The sequence below is a fragment of the Ensifer sp. D2-11 genome, from assembly GCF_054161295.1.
This window is the reverse complement of the sequence record NZ_CP096433.1, coordinates 812,994-837,596: the sequence shown is the minus strand read 5'-3', so window position 1 is coordinate 837,596 and position 24,603 is coordinate 812,994. Positions and strand designations below refer to the sequence as shown.

The window sequence follows — 24,603 nt, the reverse complement described above, 5'->3', positions numbered from 1 at the left end:
CTCATACGTGGCGGGGAGGTCATTTTCCTCCGATGCCGGGACAGCCGAAAGCTTTATGACCACGACAACAGCAGCAGCACCTCTGATCAGCAAACGAGCGATTATCGACTGGCTGGGTATTGCACCCTTCATGATTTTCGCGCTGATGTTCCTGGTCGTCCCGACGCTCTATCTCGTCACCGGCGCCTTTCTGACGCCGGCGGGCGAATTCACCTTCAAGAACATCGCCGACCTCTTCACCCCGTCGATCCTCTCCGCCTACTGGATCTCGATCCGGGTGTCGGTCGCCTCCTCGCTCGGCGGCGCCCTCATCGGCTTCTTTCTTGCCTGGGCCATCGTGCTCGGCGGCATGCCGAAGTGGATCCGTTCCGGCCTCCTTACCTTTTCCGGCGTCGCTTCCAACTTCGCGGGCGTTCCGCTCGCCTTCGCCTTTCTCGCGACCCTCGGCCGCACCGGGCTCGTCACCGTGTTTCTGCGCGACTGGTTCGGCTTCAACCTCTATTCGACCGGCTTCAACCTCCTGAGCTTCCTCGGCCTCACCATCACCTACATGTATTTCCAGATCCCGCTGATGGTTCTGATCCTGACGCCGGCACTGGACGGCATGAAGAAGGAATGGCGCGAAGCTTCCGAAATTCTCGGCGCCTCCACCTGGCAATATTGGCGCATGGTGGCGTTGCCGATCCTCTGGCCGAGCCTGCTCGGCACGACGCTCCTGCTCTTCGCCAACGCCTTCGGCGCGATCGCCACCGCCTACGCGCTGACCGGCAGTTCGCTCAATATCGTGCCGATCCTGCTCTATGCGCAGATCCGCGGCGACGTGCTCCATAATCCGAACCTTGGCTATGCGCTGGCGCTCGGCATGATCGTCATCACCGGCATCTCCAATATTCTCTACATCTGGCTGCGGATGCGCGCCGAACGGTGGCAGAAATGAAGGCAAGACGTCTCGGCGCCTGGATCGCCATCGCCATCGGGGCGAGCTATTTCATCATTCCGCTGCTCGGCACGCTGGAATTCTCGCTGCGCATGCGCCGCGATGCCTATTCCTTCGACGCCTACCGGTCGGTCTTCTCCGACTTCCAGTTTCGCGAGACCTTCGGCTATTCGATGCTGATGGCGTTTTTCACGATCATCTTCGGCATGCTGCTGGTGGTGCCGACCGCCTATTGGGTGCGGCTGCGCCTGCCTCAGGTCCGCCCCGTCATCGAGTTCATCACCCTGCTGCCGCTCGTCATTCCTGCGATCGTCATCGTCTTCGGTTATCTCAGACTCTATAATTCCTCATCGTTCCTGCCGCTGACCGGCTCCACTTCAGGCACCAACGCGCTCCTGATGTTCTCCTACATGACGCTGTCTCTTCCCTATATGTACCGCGCCGTCGACACGGCGATGCGGGCCATCGATGTCAGGACGCTGACGGAGGCCGCGGAAAGCCTTGGCGCCAAGTGGCCGACCATCCTATTCCGCTGCATTTTCCCGAATGTGATGAGCGGCGTGCTTTCCGGGGCCTTCATCACCTTCGCGATCGTCATGGGCGAATTCACTATGGCGGCGCTGCTCAACCGCCCCGCCTTCGGCCCCTATCTGCAGCTCGTCGGCGCCAACAAGGCCTATGAGCCTTCGGCGCTCGCCGTCATCGCATTCGCGATCACCTGGCTCAGCATGGGACTGATCCAGCTCGTGTCGCGCTTCCAGAAATCCGCTCCGGCCAAGGCTTGATCACATGGCATTCCTGCAATTGACCAATATTCAGAAATCCTTCGGCCCGGTTCAGGTCGTGCATAATTTCGACATGGGGATCGACAAGGGCGAGTTCGTCTCCTTTCTCGGCCCCTCCGGCTGCGGCAAGACGACCATCCTGCGCATGATTGCCGGCTTCGAGACCCCGTCCGGCGGCTCGATCTTCATCGACGGCAAGGACCAGGGTGCGCTGAAGCCGAACCAGCGCAATATCGGCATGGTGTTCCAGGCCTATGCGCTCTTTCCCAACATGAATGTCCACGACAATGTCGCCTTCGGCCTCAAGGTCGCCGGCGCCTCCAGAACGGAGATCGAGGCACGGGTTAAGCAGATGCTCGGGCTGATCAAGCTCGAGCATCTGGCGGACCGCTTCCCCTATCAATTGTCCGGCGGACAGCAGCAGCGCGTGGCGCTTGCCCGCGCCCTCGCCGTCAAGCCGCAGGTGCTGCTCCTCGACGAGCCGCTCTCCGCGCTCGATGCAAAGATCCGCATCTCGCTGCGGGAGGAGATCCGCCAGATCCAGCAGCAGCTCGGCATCACCACGGTATTCGTGACGCACGACCAGGAGGAGGCACTGTCGATCTCCGACCGGATCGTCGTCATGAATTCCGGCCGCGCCGATCAGATCGGCACCCCTTTCGAGATCTACAACACCCCGGCGACACGCTTCGTCGCCTCCTTCGTCGGCACGCTCAACATCATCGAGGGCAAGGTGGCCGATCCCGCAAGCGGCGCAGTCACCATCGGCGGGCAGCGCATCTCACTGAAAGAGCCGATTGCCGGGGCAAAAGGCGGCGACAGCATCTCGCTGGCGCTCAGGCCGGAAGCAGGCTCGATCGCCGAGGGCGCCAGGGGCGATACCGCACTTCCGGGCGAAGTGGTATCGAGGAGCTTTCTCGGCTCCGTCATCCGCACCAAGCTGCGGGTCGGCAAAGACATCATCTCCTTCGATATGTTCAACGATCCGGGCATGACCCCACCGGTCGCCGGCGAGAGCGTCACGCTGCGTTTCGCGGCAAAGGACCTGCTCGTCATCCGCGAATAGAGGCGGCCGGAATGAATTGTTCAGGGGCGTGAAATCCTTGGAAAATTCTGTCGTGATTTTTCGCTTTCACGTCGCAGCACAGATTTGACGGCGGCGAAACAGCCGCTATAGTCGCAAGCGTTCTCAGGGCGGGGTGAAATTCCCCACCGGCGGTAGCGAACACAGGATCGGGAATGGTCGGTGGTCGGAGCCCGCGAGCGCTTCGCATTTCGTGCGAAGGTCAGCAGATCCGGTCGAATTCCGGAGCCGACGGTTATAGTCCGGATGGAAGAGAGCAAGCAGAAGCGTCGCCCCTCCTCGGGGTCTTCGCGCATGCATGTTCGCCCGACGGGATCATTGGAAAAATGCCAACCCTGAAAGGCTTGAGACCATGACCATACTTTCCCACCCCTCCGCCAAAATTGCCATCGTCCGCGCCCGCTGGCACGCCGATATCGTCGACCGTTGCGTCGACGCCTTCGTCGCGCAATGGACGAAACTCGGCGGCAGCGCCGCCGATGTCGAGATCTTCGACGTGCCGGGAGCGCTCGAAATCCCGCTGCATGCGCAGGCGCTCGCCAGGACCGGCCGCTACGCGGCGATCCTTGGCACTGCCTTCGTCGTCAATGGCGGCATCTATCGCCACGACTTCGTCTCCGGCACGGTGCTCGACGGCATGATGCGCGTCCAGCTCGATACCGACGTGCCGGTGCTCTCCGCGGTGCTGACACCCCACAACTTCCAGGAAAGCGAGCCGCTGATCGCCTTCTTCCGCGACCATTTCGTCATCAAGGGCGAGGAAGCCGCGAATGCCTGCGCGCAGATTCTCGATGCGCGTGCGAAGCTTGCGCTGGTCGACGCCTGAACGGTGCTGCCCCTCATCCGGCCTGCCGGCCACCTTCTCCCCGCAGGCGGGGCGAAGGTGACTCGCGGCAGCCCTCCGGCATTCCAAGGCGCGCGGCCGGCATGGCCGCGCGCCTTTGCATTGAAGCGATTGAAAACCCGCGCGTTGCGCGCTAATAAACTTGACTTAAATGAGAAGGATTGTTGCGGTTTTGCCTTGTAGCCGGCAGGACCGGAGAAAGCGACGATGACATTCCAGCCGCGCATGCAGAACAGGATCAGCGGGTTTTCGATCGTCGGCGGTCTCAACCGCCGAGAGTGGAATGGTGTGGTTGCGGACGTCTGGGACGTGGAATGCGTTCCGCATGCGGGCGGCTATTATATCGCCGAGGACCCCCGCATGTTCATCGTGCTCGATGCCAGGGGCGGCGGCAATTGCAGGGTGAAGCTCGCCGCGAACGGCAAGGGTGCCGTCCAGAACTATCATCGGCAGGCCCTCTCCTATATTCCGGCCGGAATGGAGCTCTGGACCGATGTCGTGGACATCCATTACATCCGGCATCTCGATCTTCACTTCGACGTCGATGCGCTCGGCAGGCGCCTGAAGGAAGACCTGGACGCCGTGGCAATCGAGACGCCCCGGCTGATGTTCCAGGACGAACGCTTCCTCACGCTTGCCGGGCTGATCGCAGCCGAGTGCCTCAATCCCCAGCCCCTCCACGATCTTTACGGCGACAGTCTTACGGTGGCGCTTTTCATCGATCTCATGAAGATCGGCAAGCGAAGCGGCGGCAAGCGCAGCCAGCTTGCGGCGTGGCAATTGCGGCGGGCGGTCGATTTCATCGAGGAGAATTTCGCCCGTAATGTCCGGCTCGAGGAGCTCGCCGGCCTCACGGGCCTCTCCCAATCGCATTTCAGCCACGCCTTCAAGGCTTCGACGGGTGTCGCGCCTCACCAGTGGCACATGAATGCGCGGGTCGAACGGGCAAAGCAGATGCTACTCAGGAGCGATGCCCCGCTGACCTCGATTGCCGCCGAGACGGGTTTTGCCGATCAGGCGCACTTCACCCGTGTGTTCCGCAAGGCAGTCGGCACGACTCCGGCCCCTGGAAGAAAAGTCACACCGCCTGACGAGTCCGCCGGCACCGCGCAGTTTTGCCCAAAATCGTTCAATTTCCTGATATCGGGACAAGCGCCGCCAAAATAGTTGATCTAGACACTCATCTTATCGTTGACAGTACCGGTCACGCGGGGCAACGGCGGGACCGGCCGATTTCGGGGCATGAATGAGATGAAGTGCAGGATTCGCGGGGCGCATCTGAAGACTCTTTTGGCGAGCGGAGTTGCGCTCGCGCCGCTGATGATGAGCGGAATCGCGCTGGCGCAGGAGGGAAACGCCACGCAGCTCGAGCGAATCGTCGTCGAGGGCGGCAATGCGGCCGGCGCCGGCGCGACCGGACCGGTGGACGGCTACGTCGCAAAGGCGACCGCGACCGGGTCGAAGACCGCCACGCCGCTCAACGAAATCCCCCAGTCGGTCTCCGTCGTCGGGCGTGAGGAACTGGACGATCGTGCCGTGGTCAACAAGGTCGATGAAGCATTGCGCTATACGCCGGGCGTCCTGTCGGCACCGTTCGGCACCGACCCGGATACGGACTGGTTCTACATCCGCGGCTTCGATGCGGCACAGACGGGCCTCTTCCTCGACGGACTGCCGCTCTTCAGCTTCGGCTTCGGCAATTTCCAGGTCGACCCCTTCATGCTGGAGCGGGTCGAGGTGCTGAAAGGGCCGGCCTCCGTGCTTTATGGCGGGTCCAATCCGGGCGGCATCATCAACCTGATCAGCAAGCGGCCGCTTGACGAGCCGCTCTACTACACCGAGGTCGGCATCAACAGCAACGGCAATGCCTTCACCGGCTTCGACGTGAACGACAAGCTGAACGATGACGGAACGGTTCGCTACCGCCTCACCGGCAAGGTCGCCGGCGGCGACAACTATTCGGACTATTCCGAAGACCTGCGCGGCTTCATCCTTCCTCAGGTAAGCTATGCGCCTGATGACGCAACCAGCCTGACCGTCTTCGGCCTGCTCCAGGGCCTCGATCAGGTCCATGTCGGCAACGGCTTCCTGCCCTATGTCGGAACCGTCGAAGACGCGCCCTTCGGCAAGATCGACCGGGATGCCTATTACAGCGAGCCTGATATCGACGAGGGCAGCTATACGCAGCAGATGCTCGGCTACGAGTTCAAGCACGACTTCGACAATGGCTGGACCTTCACCCAGAACGCGCGCTACGCCAATCTTCACAAACACGAGAAGTACCCGTACACCTATGGCTATGTCGGCGGCGCACCTACCGGCCCGGACTACCTCCTGAACCGAATCGGCTTCGAGGCGACGTCGAAAGTCGACAGCTTCTCGATCGACAACCGGACGGAAACGGATTTCGATCTCGGCGCCACGACCCACACCTTCCTCGCCGGCCTCGATTACAAATACTACCGGCTCGACCATATCGGGGCGTCAGCAAGCGCGACGCCAATCAGCCCCACCGACCCGGTCTATGGCCTGCCGCAGGGACCGACTGCCGTCTATATCAATCAGATCGTCACACAGCAGCAGATCGGCATCTATGCGCAGGACCAGGTGCGCTTCGGCGACGGTTGGCTCGTAACGCTCAATGGGCGCTACGATTATGTCGATACAGACCTCAAGAACGGCGCGACCGCTTGGGCCGGACCTTCCAACTTCGGATATGACGACGGCGCGCTCAGCGGTCGGGCCGGTCTCGCATACGAGTTCGACAACGGCTTCACGCCATATGTGAGCGTCGCGACTTTTTTCAATCCGCTCGTAGGCTCACGCGACTCGAACCCAGCTCCTGCGATCACGACTTTGGTGCCGCTGAAGCCAGAAGAAGGCTACCAGTACGAAGCGGGAATCAAATACCAGCCGACATTCATCGATGGATTGTTCACCGCCTCAATTTTCGAGATAACCAAGCAGAATGTCGAGGTGACCGACACCCTTGGGATTTCTACGCAGCTCGGCGAGGTGCGCTCCCGTGGCTTCGAGCTCGAAGGCAAGGTCAATCTCGACGAAAACTGGAAGATCATCTCGGCATTCAGCTACACCGACCTCGAGATTACGGAAGACTCCAATCCGTCGCTGCTCGCCAAGTCGCCTTATCTCATTCCCGAGACACAGGCTTCGCTGTGGCTCGACTACACGGTTCCGAACGGCACGTTCGAGGGCGTGAGCCTCGGCGCCGGCGTGCGCTACCAGGGGGAATCCTGGGCCGACGCGGAGAACACGAAGAAAGTCCCCGCTGCGACACTCGTGGACGCCGCTATCCGCTACGAGAAGAACGACTGGACGGCGTCGCTCAACGTCGCCAACCTGTTCGACAAGGAATATGTTGCGGGTTGCCAGGGTCTCCAGACCTGCGGCTATGGCGAAAGCCGGACCTTCACGCTGAAGCTCAGCAAGAAGTGGTAAAGGGCGGGACCTCCCCCTCATCCGGCCTGCCGGCCACCTTCTCCCCGCAAGCGGGGCGAAGGGGACTCGCGGCCTCGCGGCTTGTCCCTTCTCCCCGTCAAAAATGCTACGGCATGCACATATCTCTTGCGCGCCGGTGCGGCGGATACTGCTGATGAAAGGGATCCCTCGGGAACCCAACCGCCTCAACCTCGCTCGGTCGGGATTGCCCCTCAACCGGCTGCCGCCACCTTCTCCCCGCAGGCGGGGAGAAGGGATATGCCGCGCCCGCTCGCTCCCTCGGGCGGGCGGTGAATGCGGGGTTCAGTTGGCGCCGCTTGTCCCTTCTCCCCGCCTGCGGGGAGAAGGTGGCGCAGGCGGATGAGGGGCGGGTGACCGCTAATGCCAATGTTAGCGCATATGGGTTTGATCCTGAGGACCCATCCGCAAGCCTCGCCACTGCTGGAAATACAGATGCCGCCACTCCGGAGTAAGTCCGCGAAGGGCTGGACAACAAGAGATATGTGCATGCCGTAGCGTCAAAACGGGGAGCACCCGGCGCACCGCCCCAACGAAAACACCCGGCATTGCTGCCGGGCGTCTCGCTGCGTGCGCATGAGGGAGGATCAGCATGCCCCGCAGAATTCGCGACCGTTACTTCGCCTGATCCAGGCGGTCGATCGCTTCGACATTTGCCGCCGAGGGACCGTTGGGGTCGAACTCGGAGGCGAGCCACGTATCGACGATCGATTTCGCCAGTTCCGGGCCGATGACGCGCGCGCCCATGGTGATGATCTGGGCGTTGTTGGATTTGGCCGCCCGCTCGGCGGAATAGGTGTCGTGCGTCAGCGCGGCGCGGATGCCGGGCACCTTGTTGGCCGAGATGCACACGCCGATGCCGGTGCCGCAGATCAGAATACCGCGTTCGTTTTCGCCGGCCGTGATCGTCTGCGCCAGATCGCGGGAGAGATCGGCATAGTAGCCGGTCTGACTCAGGTCCTTGACTTCGAGATCGCTTCTCTTGGCGAGATGCGCGGCGATGACGTCGAGCAGGGGCTTGCCGGCGCTGTCGGCTCCAATCGCGATTTTCATGTCGTTTCCTTTCCCTAAGGTGTTGTTGCCCGGCAACTCAGATCGCCCGGGCTACGCGTTGCAAAATGTCGAGATAGCCGCCGACGTCCCAGGCGGAGCGGCCGATGAAGAGCCCGTCGATGTGGGGTTGGAGGATCAATTCCTCGCAGTTCTGAGGATTGACGCTGCCGCCATAGAGCACCGGAACCTTCACGCCGAGTGCACGCTCGGCGACTTCGCCAATGAGGCGATGGCGTGCATCCGCATAGTCGGCGGTCGCCGGTATGCCGTTGACGCCGATCGCCCAGACGGGCTCGTAGGCCAGAAGAACGGGCGCCTTCCGTGCCGCGCCTTCGAGAAAGGCAAAGGCGCCTTCCACCTGGCGCTTCAGGACAGTATCCGCCTCGCCCGCTTCGCGTTGCGCGAGAGTTTCGCCGATGCAGATCAACGGCACGAGCCCATGCTTGACGGCGGCTGCCGTCTTCAGGCCCACGGTGCGGTCGGTCTCGCCGAAATGCTCCCGCCGCTCGCTGTGGCCGAGCTCGACGATGTCGAGATCGCAATCGCTCAGCATGACCGGGGAAATTTCGCCGGTCCAGGCGCCGGCATCGTCCCAGTGCATGTTCTGCGCACCGACCTTGACGCTCGTCGCCTTAAGCCTTTCCTTCACCTGCCGCGCGGCGGTGAACGGAGGAATGACGAAGCGCTGTATCCGCTGATCGCGCGCATCGTCGGCGGCAGCAAGACCGTCGGCGAAGACCATTGCCTCGGCCAGCGTCTTGTTCATCTTCCAGCTCGTGCCGACCCAGAGACCAGACTTGCTCATGCGTTCTCCAATATTTTCCTGACGTCGATCCTGACGAGCTTGACGCCGGCGTCACCGAGCGCCGCCGCATTCCCCTCGGACACTTCGTTTCCGGTCAGCACCGCATCGAAGGCCGTGAGCCCCGTCAGAAAATGCAGGGCCGAGCGGCCGAACTTGCCGTGGTCCACCAGGAGATATTTGCGGCTGGCGGATTTCACCATTTGGCGCTTGATCTGCACGACCTCCTGATCCTGGTGGAAAGCTGACGCGCCCTCGATGGCCGAACTCGACAGGAAGGCCACGTCGGCGCGCAGCGAGCGCAGCGCCTCCTCGGTGACGACACCGAAAAAGCCGTTGAATTTCTTGCTGTAATGACCGCCGAGCGCGATCAGGTTGATGCCCGGTGCTCCCGAAAGATCGGCAATGACGCCGAGATTGTTGGTGATGACGGTGAGCGGGCGAATATCCCTTAGAAATCCGGCGATCGCTCCGGCCGTCGAGCTGTCGTCGATGATGATGCTCTGGCCGGGCTCGATCAGCGTCGCCGCATGTTCCGCAAGGCGGCGCTTCTCGCCCGTCGCGATCTTTTCACGGTACCGGAAATCGCTTTCAAATTGCGGGCTCGACTGAATGGAAGCGCCGCCATGGACCTTCCGCAGGAGCCCCGCCTGTTCGAGATCGTCAAGGTCCCGATGAACCGTCATCTTGCTGACGCCGAAGCGAAGGGCGAGTTCCTCGACGGAGGCTGTCCCAGCCTCCATCAGAACATCCATGATCGCCTGGCGTCTGTCTTCCGGTTTCATCGTATCGTCCCGTCAGGTGCAGCCTCCGCTGCGCCAAGGGAAAGGTAACATTCTTATGTTATTTTTCAACTCAAATCTGGGATTTTGTTACATTCACATGTGATATTTCGAAGCATTGAATCCGGTGTCGATAAACGGCTCCCAGAATTCAACAGACTCCCGGATCATCTCCACCACGTTGCGGTCGGTCGGTTCACGTTCGCGGAAGGAGAGTTCGAGGCAGATCTCGTTGTCCGTGCCGCCTCCCCTCCTGACGGCGTCGAGCAGTCGCTCGGGCGTGATCCTGCCGTCCTTGTTGTAGACGGCCGTAAAGGGCCAGTGTCCGCCCTTGTTCATCGAGGACTGCTTGACGTGGATGATCGGAGACTGCCGCGGAAAGGCCTCCGCCCAGGCATAGGGATCGACATCGGCGGCGTTCGGCGATGTGACGTCGCCATGGTCGATGTCGACCATCATCCTCATCGGGATCGGCAGGTCGGCTGCCGCCAGACGCCGGTCGAGTGCCCTGCACTCCTCGATCGTGTGGCCGAACTCGCGGCCGACCGACATCGGCTCCCAGAAGACATAGGAAAGGCCCGCGGCCTTGGCGTGCTCTGCCACCTCGCGCCAGCATTCGATGGCGATCGTCATCAGTTCTTCCCGACGCGCCGGGTCGTGATAATCCCTGAGCGTGAAGATCGCGAATTGCGTGCCCATGCCGGAAGCGCCGAGCTCGGCGGAGATATCGGCGAAGGTCTTGAACCAGTCGACATAATAGCGCCGGACGTCCGCGTCGGGATGTCCGAAATGATTGAGACGGCCATAGGGGCCGGTCATGCCGGAGGTGATCTTCACGCCGGTACGCCCGAGCGCCCTTCGAAACTGCCGGAGCGTCTTGTTGATCGTCGCCGCCGGCCAGCCGGGATTGACGAATTCATGGGTGAGCTGGACATGACCGATACGGATCTTCTCGGCGATGGTGTCGATTAGGTCGTCCGCCTCGGCAAAGCGGTTGACCAGAGGATTGGTGTTGAGCGACAGCGTGAAGGCCATTGCCGGCTCCTTGCTACCAGAGGAATTTCGGGAGGATGAAATCGGGGCTCGCGCCGTGCTCCCGGAAGAGCTGCCGGCGCTCCGCGTCCGACCGGTGCTCGAGAATGCCGGTGGCGACGAGCACCGAGCCGAGCCCGGCCGCCGCAGCCCCGGCGATGTCATGCTCGACGCTATCGCCTATGGCACAGACGCGCCGCGGGTCCGGCCGCCCGAGAAAATCGAGCGCGAAGTCGTAGATGTCGGCAAACGGCTTGCCGATCCAGCGGACAGGACCGCCCAGCTCTTCGTAAAGCTCGGCGATGCGACCGGCGCCGAAGGCCGGGCCGCTCCTCGTCAGCATAACCTTGTCCGGGTTGGTACAGAGGCACGGGATGCCTCGCCGGGCAGCCGGGCCCAGCAGATCTTCGTAATAGGAAAGCGGATGGATATCGCCCTCGCTCCCCGCCAGCAGCACGATGTCGGCGTCTTCACCGCTCTCGGTGCGGACGAGATTCAGCCCCTTGAGCGGCGACTGATCGCCGTCGCGGCTGATCAGAAGGCACTTGCGCGCTAGGCCACCCTCGCCTTCGGCCTCCCGCTTCAAGAGCTGCCAGGCAACCTCTCCCGAGGTCAGGAACCAGTCCCAGCTTCCGCCCTCGAAACCGAGCGCCTCCAGCCGCCGGTCGTTCTCGGCCGAGCGCTTGCCGGAATTGGAGAGGATGATGACCCGCTTTCCGGCCTGCTTGAGGCGGACAAGCGTTTCCGCCGCACCCGGATAGGGTCCGCGCCCGTCTCTCAGCACTCCGTATTGATCCACGAGGAAGGCATCATATGCGTCTGCGACCGCAGAGAGGGCTGGAATTTCCCGGACGACGCTCATAGCACGCCCGCCTCTTTCGCTCCGGAAAGCGCCAGGCGAGCGGCGCCGGCAGCAGCCTCCTCCGATAGCACCGGCAGGAAGGGAACGACGAGCCTCCGTTTTCGGATTTCGGTCCACACCCCGTTCTTCGCGCCGCCGCCGACGGTGCGGATCGAGCCCAGGGCCGGGCTGCCGAGGGATACGAGCCGCTCATAAGCAAGACGCTCGACGCCCGCGATGCCCTCGAAGATCGCCTTCAGGAATTCGGCGTCCTCCGTGGGGCGCGGTTCCATGCGCGGCATGAAGGCGGGATCGGCCACCGGGAACCGCTCGCCGGGTTTCAGCAGCGGATAGAAGTCGAGGCCCGTGTCGCTCGCCGGATCGATTTGATCCGAAAGCTCGGCGATCCGATCGTTGCTGAAATGCGCGGCGAGAACCGCGCCGCCTGTGTTGGAGGCGCCGCCGGCAAGCCACATGTCGCCGATCCGGTGGCTGTAGAGCCCGAATTCCGGGGCAAAGAGCGGCTTGTCGGAGAGCATCTTCACAGTCAGCGTCGTGCCCAGCGCACTGACGGCGTCACCAGGCCGGTCAGCCCCGGTCGCAAGGAAAGAGGCGCAGCCATCCGTCGTACCCGCGACGATAACGGTTTCGCTCGGCAGGCCGAAGGCTTCCGCCGCGGCAGGCGAGATCGTCGCGACCGGCGCCCCCGCCGGCAAAACATCGGGCAGAAGATCGATACGCGCGCCGGTCCGCGCAAGCCATTCCGGCCAGTTGCGGGCAACGGGATCGTAGCCGGTCTTCAGCGCGTTGTTTTCGTCGCTGACGTCATAAAGCCCGGTGAAATGGCCGGCAATCCAGTCGGCCTGATGAATGACACGGAAGACCTCCGGGAGCGATTGGAAGGTCAGCAGCTTGGCGAGCCCCGAGGTCGCGCCATGCGCGGCGCTCTCCTTGGGCGCATGGACGGCGATGCGCTCCAGAATGGCGGTGTCGCCGACCGGGTCGTTATACATGAGCGGCGTCGCGAGCGGCGCGCCGTCCGCAGCGACCGGGAGCATGGTGCCCGACGTGCCGTCGATGCCGACCGCACATATATGCGAGCCGTCGATCGCTTCGAGTGCCTGCGCAAGCGCGGCCTGAACCGCCTTCCACCAGCCGAGCGGATCGCGATGGTCATCGGAAAAGGCGGTAAGCCTGGCTGCGCCCGATGCGACGATCTCGCCTGCAGCCGTCATGGCCACGGCACGCGCACCGGACGTGCCAAGGTCGATTCCGAGAACGAGCTTGCCCTGCCCGCTCATTGCAGCACCTGCCCTGCACGGTTCAGCTGCTGGCGGTATTTTTCCGCGTCCCAGCCGAGAAGTTCCGCGTTTTCCGCATCGGTGAGATAGCGCAGACTTGCACCGTCCGGGATTCGCGCCGTCACGTCCGAAAGGCAGCGCGCCATGGCGAGCGCGCCGGCCGAAATATCCTTGAGCACCAAGGCGCCCTTGCCGGGAAAGAGAAGGACCGGCGGCAGGCTCTCTCCGGCGCGACGGAAGCCCTCTTCGAGAGAGAGCGCGTTTTCTCCCGGAGCGGCGACAACCGATCCCTTGCCGAGAAAGATCACGTGGTCCGGATAGAGGCTGCCTCCCGCGGCAATTCTGCAGCTTTCGAGGTCGGTCGCGGCATCGTGGATCCGCCCGTCGTCGGGCAGCCGATAGGCGCTGTTGACCGCAAGGCGCGACAGCGCCTCCAGGTCGGCGGAAGGCGCCTGCCGCACCGGCACGGCAAAGCGTTGGGATACCTCTGCGAGAAGACGCGCCGCGTCCCCGACCGTCTCGGCGGCGACGGCGAGCCCGTGATTTCCGAGCACCAGGACCGAGGTGTCCGCCTGAATCCGCTCGGCAATTGCCTTGGCGAGCGGCAACCCCGGCCTGGCATAGGGAACGAAGGCGTAGGGAATGCCCTGAAGCTTCTCCCCGGCAATCGCCGCCGCGTCGGCGCGAACGGCGGTCGCGATCGTCTCGACGCAATGAACGTGCACCACCACCTTCTGCGGCATCAGCGCGTGGACCGTGGTTTCGATCGACGGCCTAAGGCCCGAGGGGTTCAGATCCCTGACGACGAAATCCTGCGCCTTCTCCGTCGCCGGGTCGTCCCGCTCCAGCGCGTCGAGCAGCGGGTCGAGCGCGACCGGCACCATCACGTCGCGCCGACGGGCATGGGCAAGCCACAGGCCGGAAGCCTTGATCCAGAGGGTTCCACCCTCCTTGATCGAGGTATTGCCGCCCGCGCCCTGGACGAGATCCGGATCGGCGCCGACACGCGCCGACAGATCGAGAAGCGCTTCGAATTCGGAGCTTCGCAACATCAATTCTTCCTTCTCACGCCGCAGCCTGCTGGCCTTCGAACCAGCCGCTGAAGGCCCGCTTCTCGGCTTCGCTCATGTGCAGGCCGTGCTTCGTGCGCCGCTCGATCAGGTCCTCCGCCGTGCGCGCCCATTCATTCTCTATGAGGAAGCGGGCTTCCCGCTCCCGGAAGAGCGGGGTGAACGCCGTTCCAAGCTCGTCGAGCGAGGTGGCGCCGCCGATCAGATCATGCGCCCGCGTGCCGTAAAGCCGGGCGTAGTGCTTGGCGAGGTCCGCCGGCAGCCATCGGTAGCGCGCGCGCAGTTCGCCGAGGAACTGGTCGAAATCCGCATCCGCCATGTCGCCGCCCGGTAGATGCGCACGCGCCGTCCAGGCCGGGCCCATCGTGGGAAAGAAAGGCCTCAACCGTTCGAGCGCGTGCTCGGAGAGCTTGCGGAAGGTCGTGATCTTGCCGCCGAACACCGAGAGCAGCGGCGCTTCCTTCCCGGCGTCGAGCTCGAAGATATAGTCGCGCGTCACCGCCGACGGATTTTCGGCATTGTCGTCGTACAGCGGACGCACACCCGAGAAGCTGTGAAGGATGTCGCCCGGCGCCAGTTGCTGCTTGAAATAGCGGTTCACCGATTTCAGAAGGTAGGCGACCTCGTTTTCGTCGGCCGTGACGTCCTCAGGCCGCCCGTCATAGGGAATATCCGTGGTGCCGATCAACGCCAGATCGTTCTGATAGGGATTGATGAAGATCACGCGCTTGTCTGGGTTCTGGACGAGATAGGCTTGCCGCCCCTCCCAGAACTTCGGCACGACGATGTGGCTGCCCTTGACGAGGCGCACGCTGCGGCTCGAATTCAGTCCGGCAACCCGGCCGATCACGTCGTTGACCCAAGGCCCGGCGGTGTTGACCACGCAGCGCGCCTTGGCCTCCGTCTTCGCGCCGGTCTCGGCATCGGTCATCTCGACGTGCCAGAGGTCGCCGCGCCGGCGAATACTGGTGCAGGCGGTGCGGGTCAGTATCCGGGCGCCTTTCTTTTTCGCGTCGAGCGCGTTCAACACCACGAGGCGGGCATCGTCCACCCAACAGTCGGAATATTCGAAGGCCTTGCGATAGGCCGGCTTGATCGCAGCGCCTTCCGGGGCCGTGCGCAGGTTGAGCACCCGCGTGCCGGGGAGTCGCTTGCGGCCGCCCAGGTGATCGTAGAGGAAGAGGCCGAGCCGCACGAGCCAGGCCGGCCGGTCGGCGGGGTTGTGCGGCAGCACGAAACGCATCGGCCAGATGATGTGAGGTGCGGATTCCAGCAGAACCTCGCGCTCGATCAGGGCTTCGCGCACCAGGCGGAACTCGTAATATTCGAGGTAGCGTAAGCCGCCATGGACGAGCTTGCCGGAGCGGGAACTCGTGCCCTGCGCCAGATCGTCCTTCTCGCAGAGGAGGACCGAGAGCCCCCGCCCTGCCGCGTCGCGGGCAATGCCCGCCCCGTTGATGCCGCCGCCGATGACGAAAAGGTCGTATGTGCCGGTTTCGGAACTCACGTGCTTGTCTCCTGTCGTCGTCATGCGGTCAGGCGGCCTCGCCCTTGGGTTTGTCCTGATGGCCGTAAGTGGCAAATCCCTCGATGACGCCGGCGATTTCCTGCTGCGGCAGGACCACCGGACCGCCGATCAGGAGCGCGTGGTAATATTGCTTGGCGATCGTCTCGAGCTCGACCGCCGCCCACATCGCCTTTTCCAGGCTCGAACCGGTCGCGATCATGCCATGATTGGCCATGAGGCAGGCGGAACGCCCCTCCATCGCCTTCAGCACGTTTTTCGACAGCGCCTTCGTGCCGTAGCGGGCGTAATCGGCGACGCGCACGTCGGAACCGCCGAAGGCGGCGATCATGTAGTGACAGGCGGGAATCGGCTTGCGCGCCATCGCGAGGATCGTCGAGAAGGTCGCGTGGGTATGAACGACGGCGCCGACATCCGGCCGCGCCCGCAGAATGTCGAGGTGGAAGGGCCATTCGACCGAGGGCTTCTTCGGCCCTGCCCAGGCGCCATACTCGCCCTCGATCGGCATGGCGACGATCATGTCCGGCGTCATCTCGGCATAGGGGATCGCAGACGGGGTGATCAGCATCGTGCCGCCGTGGCGCAGGCTGATATTGCCCGAAGTGCCCTGGTTGAGGCCGATCGCATTCATGTGGCGGCAATGGTCGATGATCGACTGGCGCAGTTGAAGTTCGTTCATCGTCCTACCTCAGCACGGATTGACCGGCGGCAGGCCGGCGATGTAGCGGCGCACTTCCTCTGCGGCCATTTCCGCCGCATAGGTCACGGTGCGCACCGACGCGCCCGCTATATGCGGCGTCAGCGTCACATTGGGAAGTTTCAAGAGCGGCCAGTCTTCCGGCACGGGCTCGACGGCAAAGGTCTCCAGCATCGCGCTTGCGAGATGGCCGCTGACGAGATTCTCGTAAAGCGCGTCATAGTCGCAGAGCGGCCCGCGGGCCGTGTTCACGAATATCGCCCCCGGCTTCATCTTCGCGAAGGTCTCCGCATTCATCATGTTCTTCGTCTCTTCGCTGACGCGCGGATGAAGCGTAACCAGGTCGGCGCGGGCAAGCAGTTCGTCCAACGCGACGTGTTCGACGCCGGCATTCCGGTCTTCGGCGCTGAGCTGCACATAGGGATCGTGGACGAGCACCTTGGTGCCGAAAGCACGAAGCAGCCGGACCACCTTGGTGCCGATATTGCCGTAGCCGATGACGCCGACCGTCATTTCGGAAAGCTCGCGGCCGGTGCGGTCGGCGCGGTAGAGATCACCCCGCCATTCGCTTCGCCTCAGCGCCTCGTGCCCCACGCGGATGAGGCGCGTCTCCGCGAGGATGGCACCGATCGTGAATTCGGCGACGGCGCTCGCATTGCGGCCGGGCGTATTGACGACGAGGACGCCCGCCTCGCGAGCGGCTTTCATGTCGATATTGACCGGACCGCCGCGCGAGACGGCGACGAGCTTCAATCCCGGCAGGTCGGCCAGCATGGTTCGGGACAGCGGCGCAAGCTGCGTCACGAGGATTTCGGCGTCGCCGACGAAGTCGACGATGTCCCCGGGCTTGCCGAGATATTCCTTGAGGCCGTCCATCCCCTCGACGGCATAGCCGTGCTCCATCGGCACGTCCGGCCAGGGCAGCTCGAGCATGCTTATCTCATGCTCGTCGCCGCATGCCTCGACGATCTTGTCGCGAAAAACATCCGGCAGCATGAACCGGTCGCCGATAATGGCTATCTTCTTCATTGCGGTCTTTCCTGTTGGTTTCCCGTTCCGGCTGCGTGGGAGAGCGCATGCCAGACGGGTTGAAGCGCGAGGCGCGACTGCTTGTAAGCGGGGAAAAGCGCGTCATAGCGGCGCGCGAGCTCTTCATCCGCGGGTTCTGCCGGCCGATGGTGCGGCCGCACCCATTCGCGGACGCAGTCGGCCATGGAGGGATAGATGCCCAGAGAGACGGCGGCGATCATCGCCGCACCGGCGGCACCCGCCTCCTCGCGTTCGCTGGTCTGGATGCTGGCGCCGAGAGCCCCGCCGAGAATGCGGCGTAGCGAGGCGCTGCGCGCAGCTCCTCCCGACAGACGGACGCAGGCCGGTAGCGGCCCCATCGCGGCGTAACAGTCCCGCGAGGCAAAGGCGAGGCCGTCGAAGACCGCGCGCACCATGTCCCCGAAGCCGTGGTTGATCGAAAGCCCGACGAAGGAGGCGCGGGCCGAGGCATCGACAAAGGGGCCGCGCTCACCGGCCTCCGAAATATAGGGCTGGAAGAGAAGCGGAGTCTCGTTCGCTTCGGAAAGCCAGCCGTCCACATGGGCGAGCAGATCGTTCTTCGATTTCTCGATCCCCATGCCCTTGAGGAGACCTCCCGCAAACTGCAGGATCCAGTCGATATTGAGCGTCGCCGCCATATTCGACTGCATCTGCGCATAGGTGCCGGGTATCGGCATGCACATGGTGTAGCCGGTGTGATCCTGGTTGAGCCGGACATCGTCGGCGCCGGCCGCCAGACGCATGTGCATGCCCGTGGAGCCTATGATCGAGCAGCCCGTGTCGGTTCCGGGATCGTAAAGGCCCGCGCCGAGCGCCGTGCAGACGACGTCGACATAGCCGAGCACCACCGGCGTCCCCGCCGGCAAGCCCGTGGCAGCCGCGGCGGCGGCCGAGAGAGGGTGATGCGTGCTCGCCCCGTCGACGATTTCCGGCAGCAGGTGCTTGAGTTCGTTGAGACCGAGAAAGTCGATCACCTCATCGGAATACTGGCGCTTGCGGAAATCGCCGAAGGTGAAATTCGCTTCCGAGGGATCGGTCGCGCGCTTGTCCGTGAGGTTGAAATAGAGCCAGTCCTTGCAATGGAAAGCGGTCGCAGCGCCTTGCAGCATCTCCGGCGCATGATCCTTCATCCAGCGCAGCTGCGGGCCCTGCTGGCAGGCGGCAAGACCCGAGCCGGTGCGCGAGAAACGCTCCGCATCGCCGCTTTCGGCACGCAGGCGCTCGACGATTGCGCTCGCGCGCGCATCGAGCCAGAGCCAGCCCTTGCCCACCGGCTCGCCCTCTCTGTCGATCATCCAGGTGCCGTCCCCCTGACCGGTTACCGCGATGGCGGCAACACGGCCAGGGAGGTTCTCGATCCTGGCCGAGAGCTCGACCAGGGTTTTGACTGTGTCCGTCCAGGTACGCCGCAACTCCTGAACGCTGCCGGTGCGGCCCACCGCCTCATAGCTGTTCGGAACCGCCGTCATCGCCAGCTGCCGGCCGCCTAGATCGAAGGCGACCGACTTGATGACGGACGTCCCGGCATCGATGCCGATGAGGATGTCGCGCATCAGGCGAGCTCCTCGCCGTGCGAGATCGCCATACCGCTCTCGCTGTCGAAGACGTGGAGGCTTGCAGGGTCGAGCCGGATGCCGATCGGCTGACCGATCTCCAGGCTGGTACGGTCATGTTCGACCAGCACCATGGTGCCGCCGGCGAAATCGGCCGCGATATGGGTCTGGTCGCCGAGCCATTGATTGACGGCAACGCGGCCCGTCACTCCGTCTGCACTGCGCCGGACGGAATAGGGCCGGATGCCGAGAACCACATTCTGGCGCTTCATCAGCGCATCGCGGACGGCATGGGAGAAATCGGCGGCCTGATACTCGAGCCGGACGCCGTCCTTGAGGCCGAAGGTCACGCGAGCATCCGTGCCGCTGATGCTTGCCTCGAAGACGTTCATCGGCGGCTCGCCGACGAAGGTTCCGGTGAAGAGATTCGCCGGCCGTTCCTTGATCTTCTGGGGCGTGTCGAACTGCTGCAGCACCCCGCCTTCCATGACGGCGATCCGGTCGGCGAGCGCATTCGCCTCGGTCTGGTCGTGGGTGACGAGGATGGCGGTCAGCCCGCGCTCCTTGATGTAGTGCTTGATGCGGCCGCGCAGCACGGCGCGCAATTGCGGCTCGAGCTGGCCCATCGGCTCGTCGAGAAGATGCAGGTCGGCATCGCGGATGAGCGCACGCCCGAGGGACGCCCTCTGCTGCTGGCCGCCGGAAATCGAACTCGGATAACGCCCGAGAATATCCTCGATCTCGAGCAGCTTGGCGATGCTCGCTACCTTCTCTTCAACGACGCTCTGCGAAAGCTTCGACGCCTTGAGCGCAAAAGCTATGTTTTCCCGCACCGTCAGCGGCGGATAGAGCGAATAGCCCTCGAAGGCCATGGCGACGTTGCGGCGGACCGGCGCAAGCATATGCACCTGTCGGCCGGCGACCGAAATCGTGCCGCGCGATACCGGTTCGAAGCCGGCGATCATTCGAAGGGTCGAGGTCTTGCCGCAGCCGGAGGAGCCCAGAAGCGCGATGATCTCACCCTTCTTCACCTCCATCTTCAGCTGCTTCACGGCGTGAACGCCGTAGTCGACCGGACCATAGAACTTGTCGACGTTGTCGATCAAAAGAGCGGTAGCGTTCATGCCGCTTCTCCATCGCGCTTGGATGCCAGTTCGGAAGGAAGGATGCGCTGACCCGTCGCCTTGTCGAACAGAAAGGCCGCCCGACCGTCGACTGCGATATGCGCCGGTCCGGCGACCGGGCCGGGGGTGCCGGCAGGGCGGGACACCAGTATCTCGCGGCCGCGGGCGGTCAGCGCCAGCGTCACGGTCTTCTCGTTGAGCGGCGTTTCCGCCTCGACGGTCACCGGAATCGCGCCATGCGCGCTGGCTTCGGCAAAAGCGATCGTCTCGGGGCGCAGGCCGAGGACGCACTGCTTTTCGATAATTTCCGCGCCGAAGCCCGGCAGGCGCAGCCGCATGTCGGAGAGTTCGACGAAGGCGCCGTCCGGACCGCGCTGCGGCACGACATCGAGCAGGTTGATGGTCGGATCGCCGAAGAGCCGGGCGATCTCGATGTCGGCAGGCGCGTTGTAGATTTCCGCCGGCGTGCCGATCTGGCGGATACGCCCATGCGCCATGACCGCGATGCGGTCGCCGAGCGCCATTGCCTCCTTGTAGTCCTGCGTGACGTAGATGACGGTCGCCCCTTGAGCGGCAAGCAGGCGCGGCAGTTCCAGCCTCATCTCGAAGCGCAGCTTGGCGTCGACGTTGCGAAGCGGATCGTCGAGGAGCAGCAGCGGCGGCGAGCCCACGAGGGCGCGTGCAAGCGCCGTGCGCTGCTTCTGGCCGTTGGAGAGCGCCTTCGGATGATGGCTCAGCACATGATCGATCTTCAGGAGCTTTGCGACTTTGTGCACGCCGGCGGCGATCGTATCCCTGGACGACTTCCGCGAGGTCAGCGCGCTGGCGATGTTGTCGAAAGCACTCATATGCGGGAACAGCGCAAAGTTCTGGAACGCCATGCCGAGGCCGCGATGTTCCGCGTCCACGTCCGTCATGTCCTCGCCGCCGATCAGGACCCGGCCGCCATCCGGTTCGATGACGCCGGCGATCAGCCGAAGCAGAACGGTCTTGCCGGAACCGGACGGACCGAAGAGCACCAGTCGCTCGCCATTGGCCACGTCGAGCGAAAGATCGTCCAGGACCGTCTGGCTCTTGTAGCGCTTGACGATGTTTTTCAGTTGCAGCGTAGTCATTCGATTATCCCTTCACCGCACCGAGCGACAGGCCTTCGACGAGGTAGCGCTGGGCGTAGAGTGCGAGTGCGAGCGTCGGCGTGATCGAGAGCACGATCGCGGCGGCGATCTGGCCGTACTGGATGCCCGAGGCCGTGACGAAGGCCAGCGCGCCGACCGTCACCGGCTGCTTGTCTGCGGAAGCCAGCACCAGGGCGAACACGAAATTGTTCCAGGCGAAGATGAAGGCGAGCAGACCGGCCGCTGCGATCCCGGGACCTGCCAGCGGCAGGGCGATCTTGCGGAACGTCGAGAACCAGGAGTGGCCGGCGATGCGATAGGCATATTCGACATCGGCCGAGATATCCTCGAAATAGCCGCGCACGATCCAGAGAATGAGCGGCAGGCAGATCAGCTGATAGATCCAGATGAGACCGAAATAGGTGTTCGAGAGGCCGAGCCACTGAAAATACTGCGTCAAGGGCAGCAGCACGAGCAGCGGCGGCGCAAAGCGGAAGGAGAGCAGCGTGAAGGCAATGTCCTCCGACCCCCTGAACTTGTGCCGCGCGAAGGCATAGGCCGCCGGCACGCCGAGGACCAGCGCCAGCGCTACGGAAGCGACCGACAGCAGGACAGAATTGCCGAGATTGCGCATGAAGGCGATATCGAGCGTGCCGGAAGCGGTCTGGAGTTTGCCGGTGATCAGCGCCGCATAATTCTCGAGCGTCGGCGTGAAGACCACCGATGGGGGTATTCTCAGGATCGTCTCGTTCGTCTGGAACGACATGAGGAAGATCCAGACGATCGGGAACATGAAGAAGACGACGACCAGGGTCAGCGCGACGCCGCGCAGGAGCCTTTCGATCGGAGAGGTGGTTTCCATTTCGGCCTCCTTACGCTTCGCCGCGGGCGCGTTCGCGCAGCCGGAGCCAGTTCTTGATGAAGATGTTCGACAGCGCGTAGGTGATCGCCCACAGGATGATCAGCAGCGCCGCGGAACGCCCCACATTGGTCGACTGGAAGAAGTTGAGGTAAGCCTCGACCTGGAAGACCGTCAGCGTGTCCCCGGGTCCGCCCTGCGTCATCGCGTAGATGATGTCGAACTGCTGGATCGAGTCGAGCAGCCGGAAGAGCGTCGCCGTCAGGATATAGGGCGTGAGCATCGGCAGAGTGATGCGGAAAAAGACGAAGCTGCGCGGCACGCCGTCGAGCGCGGCCGCTTCGAATGGCTGCGTCGGCAGCGAGCGCAGGCCCGCGAGCAGCAGGATCATGATGAAGGGCGTATAGACCCAGATGTCCACGAGCACGACGGTCAGCAGCGCCGTGTCCGGAGACGAGGCCCAGCGGAAATTCTCGAGGCCCACGAGACTTGCGAGATAGCTCAGGATTCCGAAGCCGGGATTGGTCATCAGCTTCCACATCAGCGCCGCAAGCGCCGGCGCCGTCATCAGCGGCAGGAGCAGCATGATCGAGATGAAGTTGTTGACCGTGGAGCGGCGCTGCAGGAGCAGCGCAATGCCGAGACCGAGCAGCAGCTCCAGGGTTACGGTGACGCCGGCATAGAGCAGCGAGATCTTCAGCGTGTTCCAGAAGCCCGGATCGGTGAAGAAGTTCAGATAGTTCTCACCCCAGTTGAACTGGCGTGCCCAGGGCTGGCTGAGCCGGTAGCGCTGGAAGGAATAGATCACCGCCGTGAAGAACGGGATCAGGATACCGATGCACACGAGAAGCGCCGGCAGGGAGAGCACATAGGGCAAGGCCCTCTTGCTGATCCTGAACCTGCTGCCCCTTGGGCTGGAGTGCGTTACTGAAGCCATGGCCAGCTCCGTCTAAATGCCTGTGTCTATGACATAAGGGGTCGGCCGCGGCCGGCGCAGCCAGACCCCCTCTTCCATCTGTTTTTCGTGCCGAAACGGCGGCCCGCCGGCGGCGGGCTGGCCTGGAGCGGAAGGCGACGTCCGATGATGTCCGCCCGCTTCCGTTCCAAGCCGGGAGCGCGATCAGCCGAGCCCGGCTTCCGCGAGCTGCCGGTTGATGCTTTCGACAAGCCTGTCGAGACCCTCGTCGACCGGCACTTCCTTCGCCACCATCTTCTGCAGGGTCGCCGCCCATTCGGTGGTGAGGTCGAAGAAAAGCGGCTGGGGGGTGAAGTGGATCTTCGCGCCCGGCGCCGAAACGTCGTGCATTTCCACATATCCCGGATAGCTCTTGTTCAGCCGCTCGCGGAAGATCTCGTCCTTCCAGACCGATGCCCGGACCGGGTTGACGAAGTCCATCTTGGTCGCGCCGAAGATCGCGTGCTCGAGACCCGATGCCCATTGCAGGAAATACCAGGTCGCATCCTTGTCCTTCGCGAAGTTGGACATGGCCAGCGACCAGATCCAGATGTTCGGCGTCGGAGCCTTTGCCTCCGGGTTGGCGGCAAACGGAGCGTAAGCGAGCTTGCCTGCCATCTTGTTGTCGCCGCCGTTCATGAAATAGCCGAGAATGTCGGCGTCGTAGATCATGGCGGAGGCGCCGGCGCCGAGGTCCGTGCCGACCTGATACCAGGTATAGGTCGACCAGTCCTTCGGGCCGCTTTCCTGGATCATCTGCACCCATTTTGCGTGGAAGGCCTTGGATTCCGCCGTGTTCATCGCGGCCGAAAGCTTGCCGTCCTCCGAGACGTTCAGATCCTTCTGGCCGAAATTGGCGTAGCCGGAAAGGAAGCCCGGATGGATGGTCGCCCAGGAACGGGAGCCGCGCACGCCGATGCCGTAGACGCCGCCGCCTACGTCCTTGTTGAGCTTTGCCGCCGTGGCGACGAGTTCATCGAGGTTCTTCGGAACGCTGGCGCCGACCTTTTCGAACATCTCCTGGTTATACGAGAGGTTGTTCTGCTCGTAGCCCCACGGAATGCACCATTGCTTGGCATCTTCCGAACCGAGCGCACCGCCCGGCTGGCCGTTCCATGCGCAGGAAGCCTTGACGCCCGGCAGGAAGTCGTCCCAGCCATATTGCGGATTTGTCTTCGCCGGATCCTTGATCCACTCGTTGAGGTCCGTGATCCAGCCGGCCGGACCGTAGGTCCAGGTCATATAGGCGCCGGTCATGAAGGCGTCGTATTCCGACGAGCCGGAAGAGAGCGCCGCCGTCACCTTGTCGAAATAGACATCCTCCGGGAAGACGTCATAGGTGACTTCGATGCCGGTCAGGTCCTTGAACGCCTGAAGATTGGCGATCATCGCATCCGCATAAGGATGCTTGTTCAGGAGCAGCTTCAGCGACTTGCCGGAATGTGCCTTCCAGTCGAAGTCGGCGGCAAGCGCCTGGGTCGACATCATGTTGAACAGGGTGCCGGCGGTGCCCGCCGTCAGGCCTGCCGCGCCAAGGCCCTTCAACAGGCCGCGACGGTCCACCTCTCCGCGCAGGAATGCGCCAATGAGGTCTTTCTCCTTGTCGTACATCTGTTCTCTCCTCCACTACGGGTAAAACTGCTCGACTGAGCTGCCGGCTACCCAACCGGTATTGCCTCCCCGGACCGCAGCGCCGATTTTCGTCGCTCCTCGGTCC

At 63.3% G+C, this 24,603-nt stretch carries 21 protein-coding genes, 1 pseudogene and 1 riboswitch; of the genes and pseudogenes, 6 read left to right on the top strand and 16 right to left on the bottom strand.

Annotated features, from left to right (window positions below):
* Positions 1-55 precede the first annotated feature (55 nt).
* From M1D34_RS04000 to M1D34_RS03975, 6 genes and pseudogenes are all read left to right on the top strand, one after another.
* The gene (locus M1D34_RS04000; RefSeq protein ID WP_003529194.1) at positions 56-937 is read left to right on the top strand and encodes an ABC transporter permease; all 882 of its coding nucleotides are present in this window, start codon (positions 56-58) and stop codon (positions 935-937) included.
* Positions 934-1,722: an ABC transporter permease gene (locus M1D34_RS03995; RefSeq protein WP_010969778.1), complete on the top strand. Its 789-nt coding sequence runs from the start codon at positions 934-936 to the stop codon at positions 1,720-1,722. The genes M1D34_RS04000 and M1D34_RS03995 overlap by 4 nt, the downstream gene beginning before the upstream one ends.
* 4 nt (positions 1,723-1,726) lie before the next feature.
* Positions 1,727-2,788, top strand: a complete 1,062-nt coding sequence (locus M1D34_RS03990) for an ABC transporter ATP-binding protein (RefSeq protein WP_010969779.1) — start codon at positions 1,727-1,729, stop codon at positions 2,786-2,788.
* A gap of 115 nt (positions 2,789-2,903) precedes the next feature.
* A riboswitch (FMN riboswitch) is annotated at positions 2,904-3,068 on the top strand.
* 90 nt (positions 3,069-3,158) lie between these two features.
* Positions 3,159-3,632: a 6,7-dimethyl-8-ribityllumazine synthase gene (locus M1D34_RS03985; protein WP_003529198.1), complete on the top strand. Its 474-nt coding sequence runs from the start codon at positions 3,159-3,161 to the stop codon at positions 3,630-3,632.
* Positions 3,633-3,857: 225 nt separating this feature from the next.
* Positions 3,858-4,741: pseudogene (locus tag M1D34_RS03980) on the top strand (helix-turn-helix domain-containing protein).
* Positions 4,742-4,892: 151 nt separating this feature from the next.
* Positions 4,893-7,109: a TonB-dependent siderophore receptor gene (locus tag M1D34_RS03975; protein ID WP_498780778.1), complete on the top strand. Its 2,217-nt coding sequence runs from the start codon at positions 4,893-4,895 to the stop codon at positions 7,107-7,109.
* Between the two features lie 633 nt (positions 7,110-7,742).
* Here the strand turns inward: M1D34_RS03975 and derI are convergent.
* The 16 genes from derI to M1D34_RS03895 form a co-directional block, all read right to left on the bottom strand.
* A complete protein-coding gene (derI, locus tag M1D34_RS03970; protein WP_003537271.1) occupies positions 7,743-8,180 on the bottom strand; it encodes a D-erythrulose-4-phosphate isomerase in 438 nt (145 codons plus the stop codon).
* A 37-nt stretch (positions 8,181-8,217) separates the two neighbouring features.
* Positions 8,218-8,985, bottom strand: a complete 768-nt coding sequence (locus M1D34_RS03965; protein ID WP_010969784.1) for a triose-phosphate isomerase — start codon at positions 8,983-8,985, stop codon at positions 8,218-8,220.
* Positions 8,982-9,767 (bottom strand): DeoR/GlpR family DNA-binding transcription regulator, encoded by a 786-nt coding sequence (locus M1D34_RS03960; protein WP_498780775.1) that lies wholly within the window; start codon positions 9,765-9,767, stop codon positions 8,982-8,984. Before M1D34_RS03960 ends, M1D34_RS03965 begins: the two co-directional genes overlap by 4 nt.
* Before the next feature lie 93 nt (positions 9,768-9,860).
* A complete protein-coding gene (locus M1D34_RS03955; protein WP_498780773.1) occupies positions 9,861-10,799 on the bottom strand; it encodes a sugar phosphate isomerase/epimerase family protein in 939 nt (312 codons plus the stop codon).
* A gap of 13 nt (positions 10,800-10,812) precedes the next feature.
* Positions 10,813-11,658 (bottom strand): TIGR01459 family HAD-type hydrolase, encoded by an 846-nt coding sequence (locus tag M1D34_RS03950; RefSeq protein WP_153313222.1) that lies wholly within the window; start codon positions 11,656-11,658, stop codon positions 10,813-10,815.
* On the bottom strand, positions 11,655-12,938 hold the full coding sequence (locus M1D34_RS03945; RefSeq protein ID WP_153313223.1) for an FGGY-family carbohydrate kinase: 1,284 nt from the start codon (positions 12,936-12,938) through the stop codon (positions 11,655-11,657). The genes M1D34_RS03950 and M1D34_RS03945 overlap by 4 nt, the downstream gene beginning before the upstream one ends.
* Positions 12,935-13,990, bottom strand: coding sequence for a class II aldolase (locus tag M1D34_RS03940; RefSeq protein ID WP_010969789.1), 1,056 nt, complete (start codon positions 13,988-13,990; stop codon positions 12,935-12,937). Before M1D34_RS03940 ends, M1D34_RS03945 begins: the two co-directional genes overlap by 4 nt.
* A gap of 13 nt (positions 13,991-14,003) precedes the next feature.
* Positions 14,004-15,539 carry a glycerol-3-phosphate dehydrogenase gene (locus M1D34_RS03935; protein ID WP_127597963.1) on the bottom strand — a complete coding sequence of 512 codons (1,536 nt, stop codon included), beginning with the start codon at positions 15,537-15,539 and terminating at the stop codon, positions 14,004-14,006.
* A 4-nt stretch (positions 15,540-15,543) separates the two neighbouring features.
* Positions 15,544-16,212: a class II aldolase/adducin family protein gene (locus M1D34_RS03930; protein WP_153313224.1), complete on the bottom strand. Its 669-nt coding sequence runs from the start codon at positions 16,210-16,212 to the stop codon at positions 15,544-15,546.
* 9 nt (positions 16,213-16,221) lie between these two features.
* Complete coding sequence (locus M1D34_RS03925; protein ID WP_028011425.1) at positions 16,222-17,259, bottom strand: 2-hydroxyacid dehydrogenase; 1,038 nt, start codon at positions 17,257-17,259, stop codon at positions 16,222-16,224.
* Positions 17,256-18,833 carry an FGGY-family carbohydrate kinase gene (locus M1D34_RS03920; protein ID WP_003536386.1) on the bottom strand — a complete coding sequence of 526 codons (1,578 nt, stop codon included), beginning with the start codon at positions 18,831-18,833 and terminating at the stop codon, positions 17,256-17,258. The genes M1D34_RS03925 and M1D34_RS03920 overlap by 4 nt, the downstream gene beginning before the upstream one ends.
* A complete protein-coding gene (locus M1D34_RS03915) occupies positions 18,833-19,957 on the bottom strand; it encodes an ABC transporter ATP-binding protein (protein WP_010969794.1) in 1,125 nt (374 codons plus the stop codon). Before M1D34_RS03915 ends, M1D34_RS03920 begins: the two co-directional genes overlap by 1 nt.
* Positions 19,954-21,072: an ABC transporter ATP-binding protein gene (locus M1D34_RS03910; protein WP_010969795.1), complete on the bottom strand. Its 1,119-nt coding sequence runs from the start codon at positions 21,070-21,072 to the stop codon at positions 19,954-19,956. Before M1D34_RS03910 ends, M1D34_RS03915 begins: the two co-directional genes overlap by 4 nt.
* Before the next feature lie 4 nt (positions 21,073-21,076).
* On the bottom strand, positions 21,077-21,934 hold the full coding sequence (locus M1D34_RS03905; RefSeq protein WP_003536392.1) for a carbohydrate ABC transporter permease: 858 nt from the start codon (positions 21,932-21,934) through the stop codon (positions 21,077-21,079).
* 10 nt (positions 21,935-21,944) lie between these two features.
* The gene (locus M1D34_RS03900; RefSeq protein WP_003536394.1) at positions 21,945-22,868 is read right to left on the bottom strand and encodes a carbohydrate ABC transporter permease; all 924 of its coding nucleotides are present in this window, start codon (positions 22,866-22,868) and stop codon (positions 21,945-21,947) included.
* A 183-nt stretch (positions 22,869-23,051) separates the two neighbouring features.
* Complete coding sequence (locus tag M1D34_RS03895) at positions 23,052-24,497, bottom strand: ABC transporter substrate-binding protein (protein ID WP_003536396.1); 1,446 nt, start codon at positions 24,495-24,497, stop codon at positions 23,052-23,054.
* Between the last annotated feature and the right edge of the window lie 106 nt (positions 24,498-24,603).

Excerpts from the sequence above, each read along its gene's own strand:
- M1D34_RS03955 (WP_498780773.1), bottom strand. The coding sequence starts at position 10,799 with ATGGCCTTCACGCTGTCGCTCAACACCAATCCTCTGGTCAACCGCTTT.
- M1D34_RS03945 (WP_153313223.1), bottom strand. The coding sequence starts at position 12,938 with ATGAGCGGGCAGGGCAAGCTCGTTCTCGGAATCGACCTTGGCACGTCC.
- M1D34_RS03915 (WP_010969794.1), bottom strand. The coding sequence starts at position 19,957 with ATGAACGCTACCGCTCTTTTGATCGACAACGTCGACAAGTTCTATGGT.
- M1D34_RS03965 (WP_010969784.1), bottom strand. The coding sequence starts at position 8,985 with ATGAGCAAGTCTGGTCTCTGGGTCGGCACGAGCTGGAAGATGAACAAG.
- M1D34_RS03900 (WP_003536394.1), bottom strand. The coding sequence starts at position 22,868 with ATGGCTTCAGTAACGCACTCCAGCCCAAGGGGCAGCAGGTTCAGGATC.
- derI (WP_003537271.1), bottom strand. The coding sequence starts at position 8,180 with ATGAAAATCGCGATTGGAGCCGACAGCGCCGGCAAGCCCCTGCTCGAC.
- M1D34_RS03925 (WP_028011425.1), bottom strand. The coding sequence starts at position 17,259 with ATGAAGAAGATAGCCATTATCGGCGACCGGTTCATGCTGCCGGATGTT.
- M1D34_RS03940 (WP_010969789.1), bottom strand. The coding sequence starts at position 13,990 with ATGTTGCGAAGCTCCGAATTCGAAGCGCTTCTCGATCTGTCGGCGCGT.
- M1D34_RS03950 (WP_153313222.1), bottom strand. The coding sequence starts at position 11,658 with ATGAGCGTCGTCCGGGAAATTCCAGCCCTCTCTGCGGTCGCAGACGCA.
- M1D34_RS03935 (WP_127597963.1), bottom strand. The coding sequence starts at position 15,539 with ATGACGACGACAGGAGACAAGCACGTGAGTTCCGAAACCGGCACATAC.
- M1D34_RS03895 (WP_003536396.1), bottom strand. The coding sequence starts at position 24,497 with ATGTACGACAAGGAGAAAGACCTCATTGGCGCATTCCTGCGCGGAGAG.
- M1D34_RS03995 (WP_010969778.1), top strand. The coding sequence starts at position 934 with ATGAAGGCAAGACGTCTCGGCGCCTGGATCGCCATCGCCATCGGGGCG.
- M1D34_RS03990 (WP_010969779.1), top strand. The coding sequence starts at position 1,727 with ATGGCATTCCTGCAATTGACCAATATTCAGAAATCCTTCGGCCCGGTT.
- M1D34_RS03905 (WP_003536392.1), bottom strand. The coding sequence starts at position 21,934 with ATGGAAACCACCTCTCCGATCGAAAGGCTCCTGCGCGGCGTCGCGCTG.
- M1D34_RS03960 (WP_498780775.1), bottom strand. The coding sequence starts at position 9,767 with ATGAAACCGGAAGACAGACGCCAGGCGATCATGGATGTTCTGATGGAG.
- M1D34_RS03985 (WP_003529198.1), top strand. The coding sequence starts at position 3,159 with ATGACCATACTTTCCCACCCCTCCGCCAAAATTGCCATCGTCCGCGCC.
- M1D34_RS03910 (WP_010969795.1), bottom strand. The coding sequence starts at position 21,072 with ATGACTACGCTGCAACTGAAAAACATCGTCAAGCGCTACAAGAGCCAG.
- M1D34_RS04000 (WP_003529194.1), top strand. The coding sequence starts at position 56 with ATGACCACGACAACAGCAGCAGCACCTCTGATCAGCAAACGAGCGATT.
- M1D34_RS03920 (WP_003536386.1), bottom strand. The coding sequence starts at position 18,833 with ATGCGCGACATCCTCATCGGCATCGATGCCGGGACGTCCGTCATCAAG.
- M1D34_RS03930 (WP_153313224.1), bottom strand. The coding sequence starts at position 16,212 with ATGAACGAACTTCAACTGCGCCAGTCGATCATCGACCATTGCCGCCAC.
- M1D34_RS03975 (WP_498780778.1), top strand. The coding sequence starts at position 4,893 with ATGAATGAGATGAAGTGCAGGATTCGCGGGGCGCATCTGAAGACTCTT.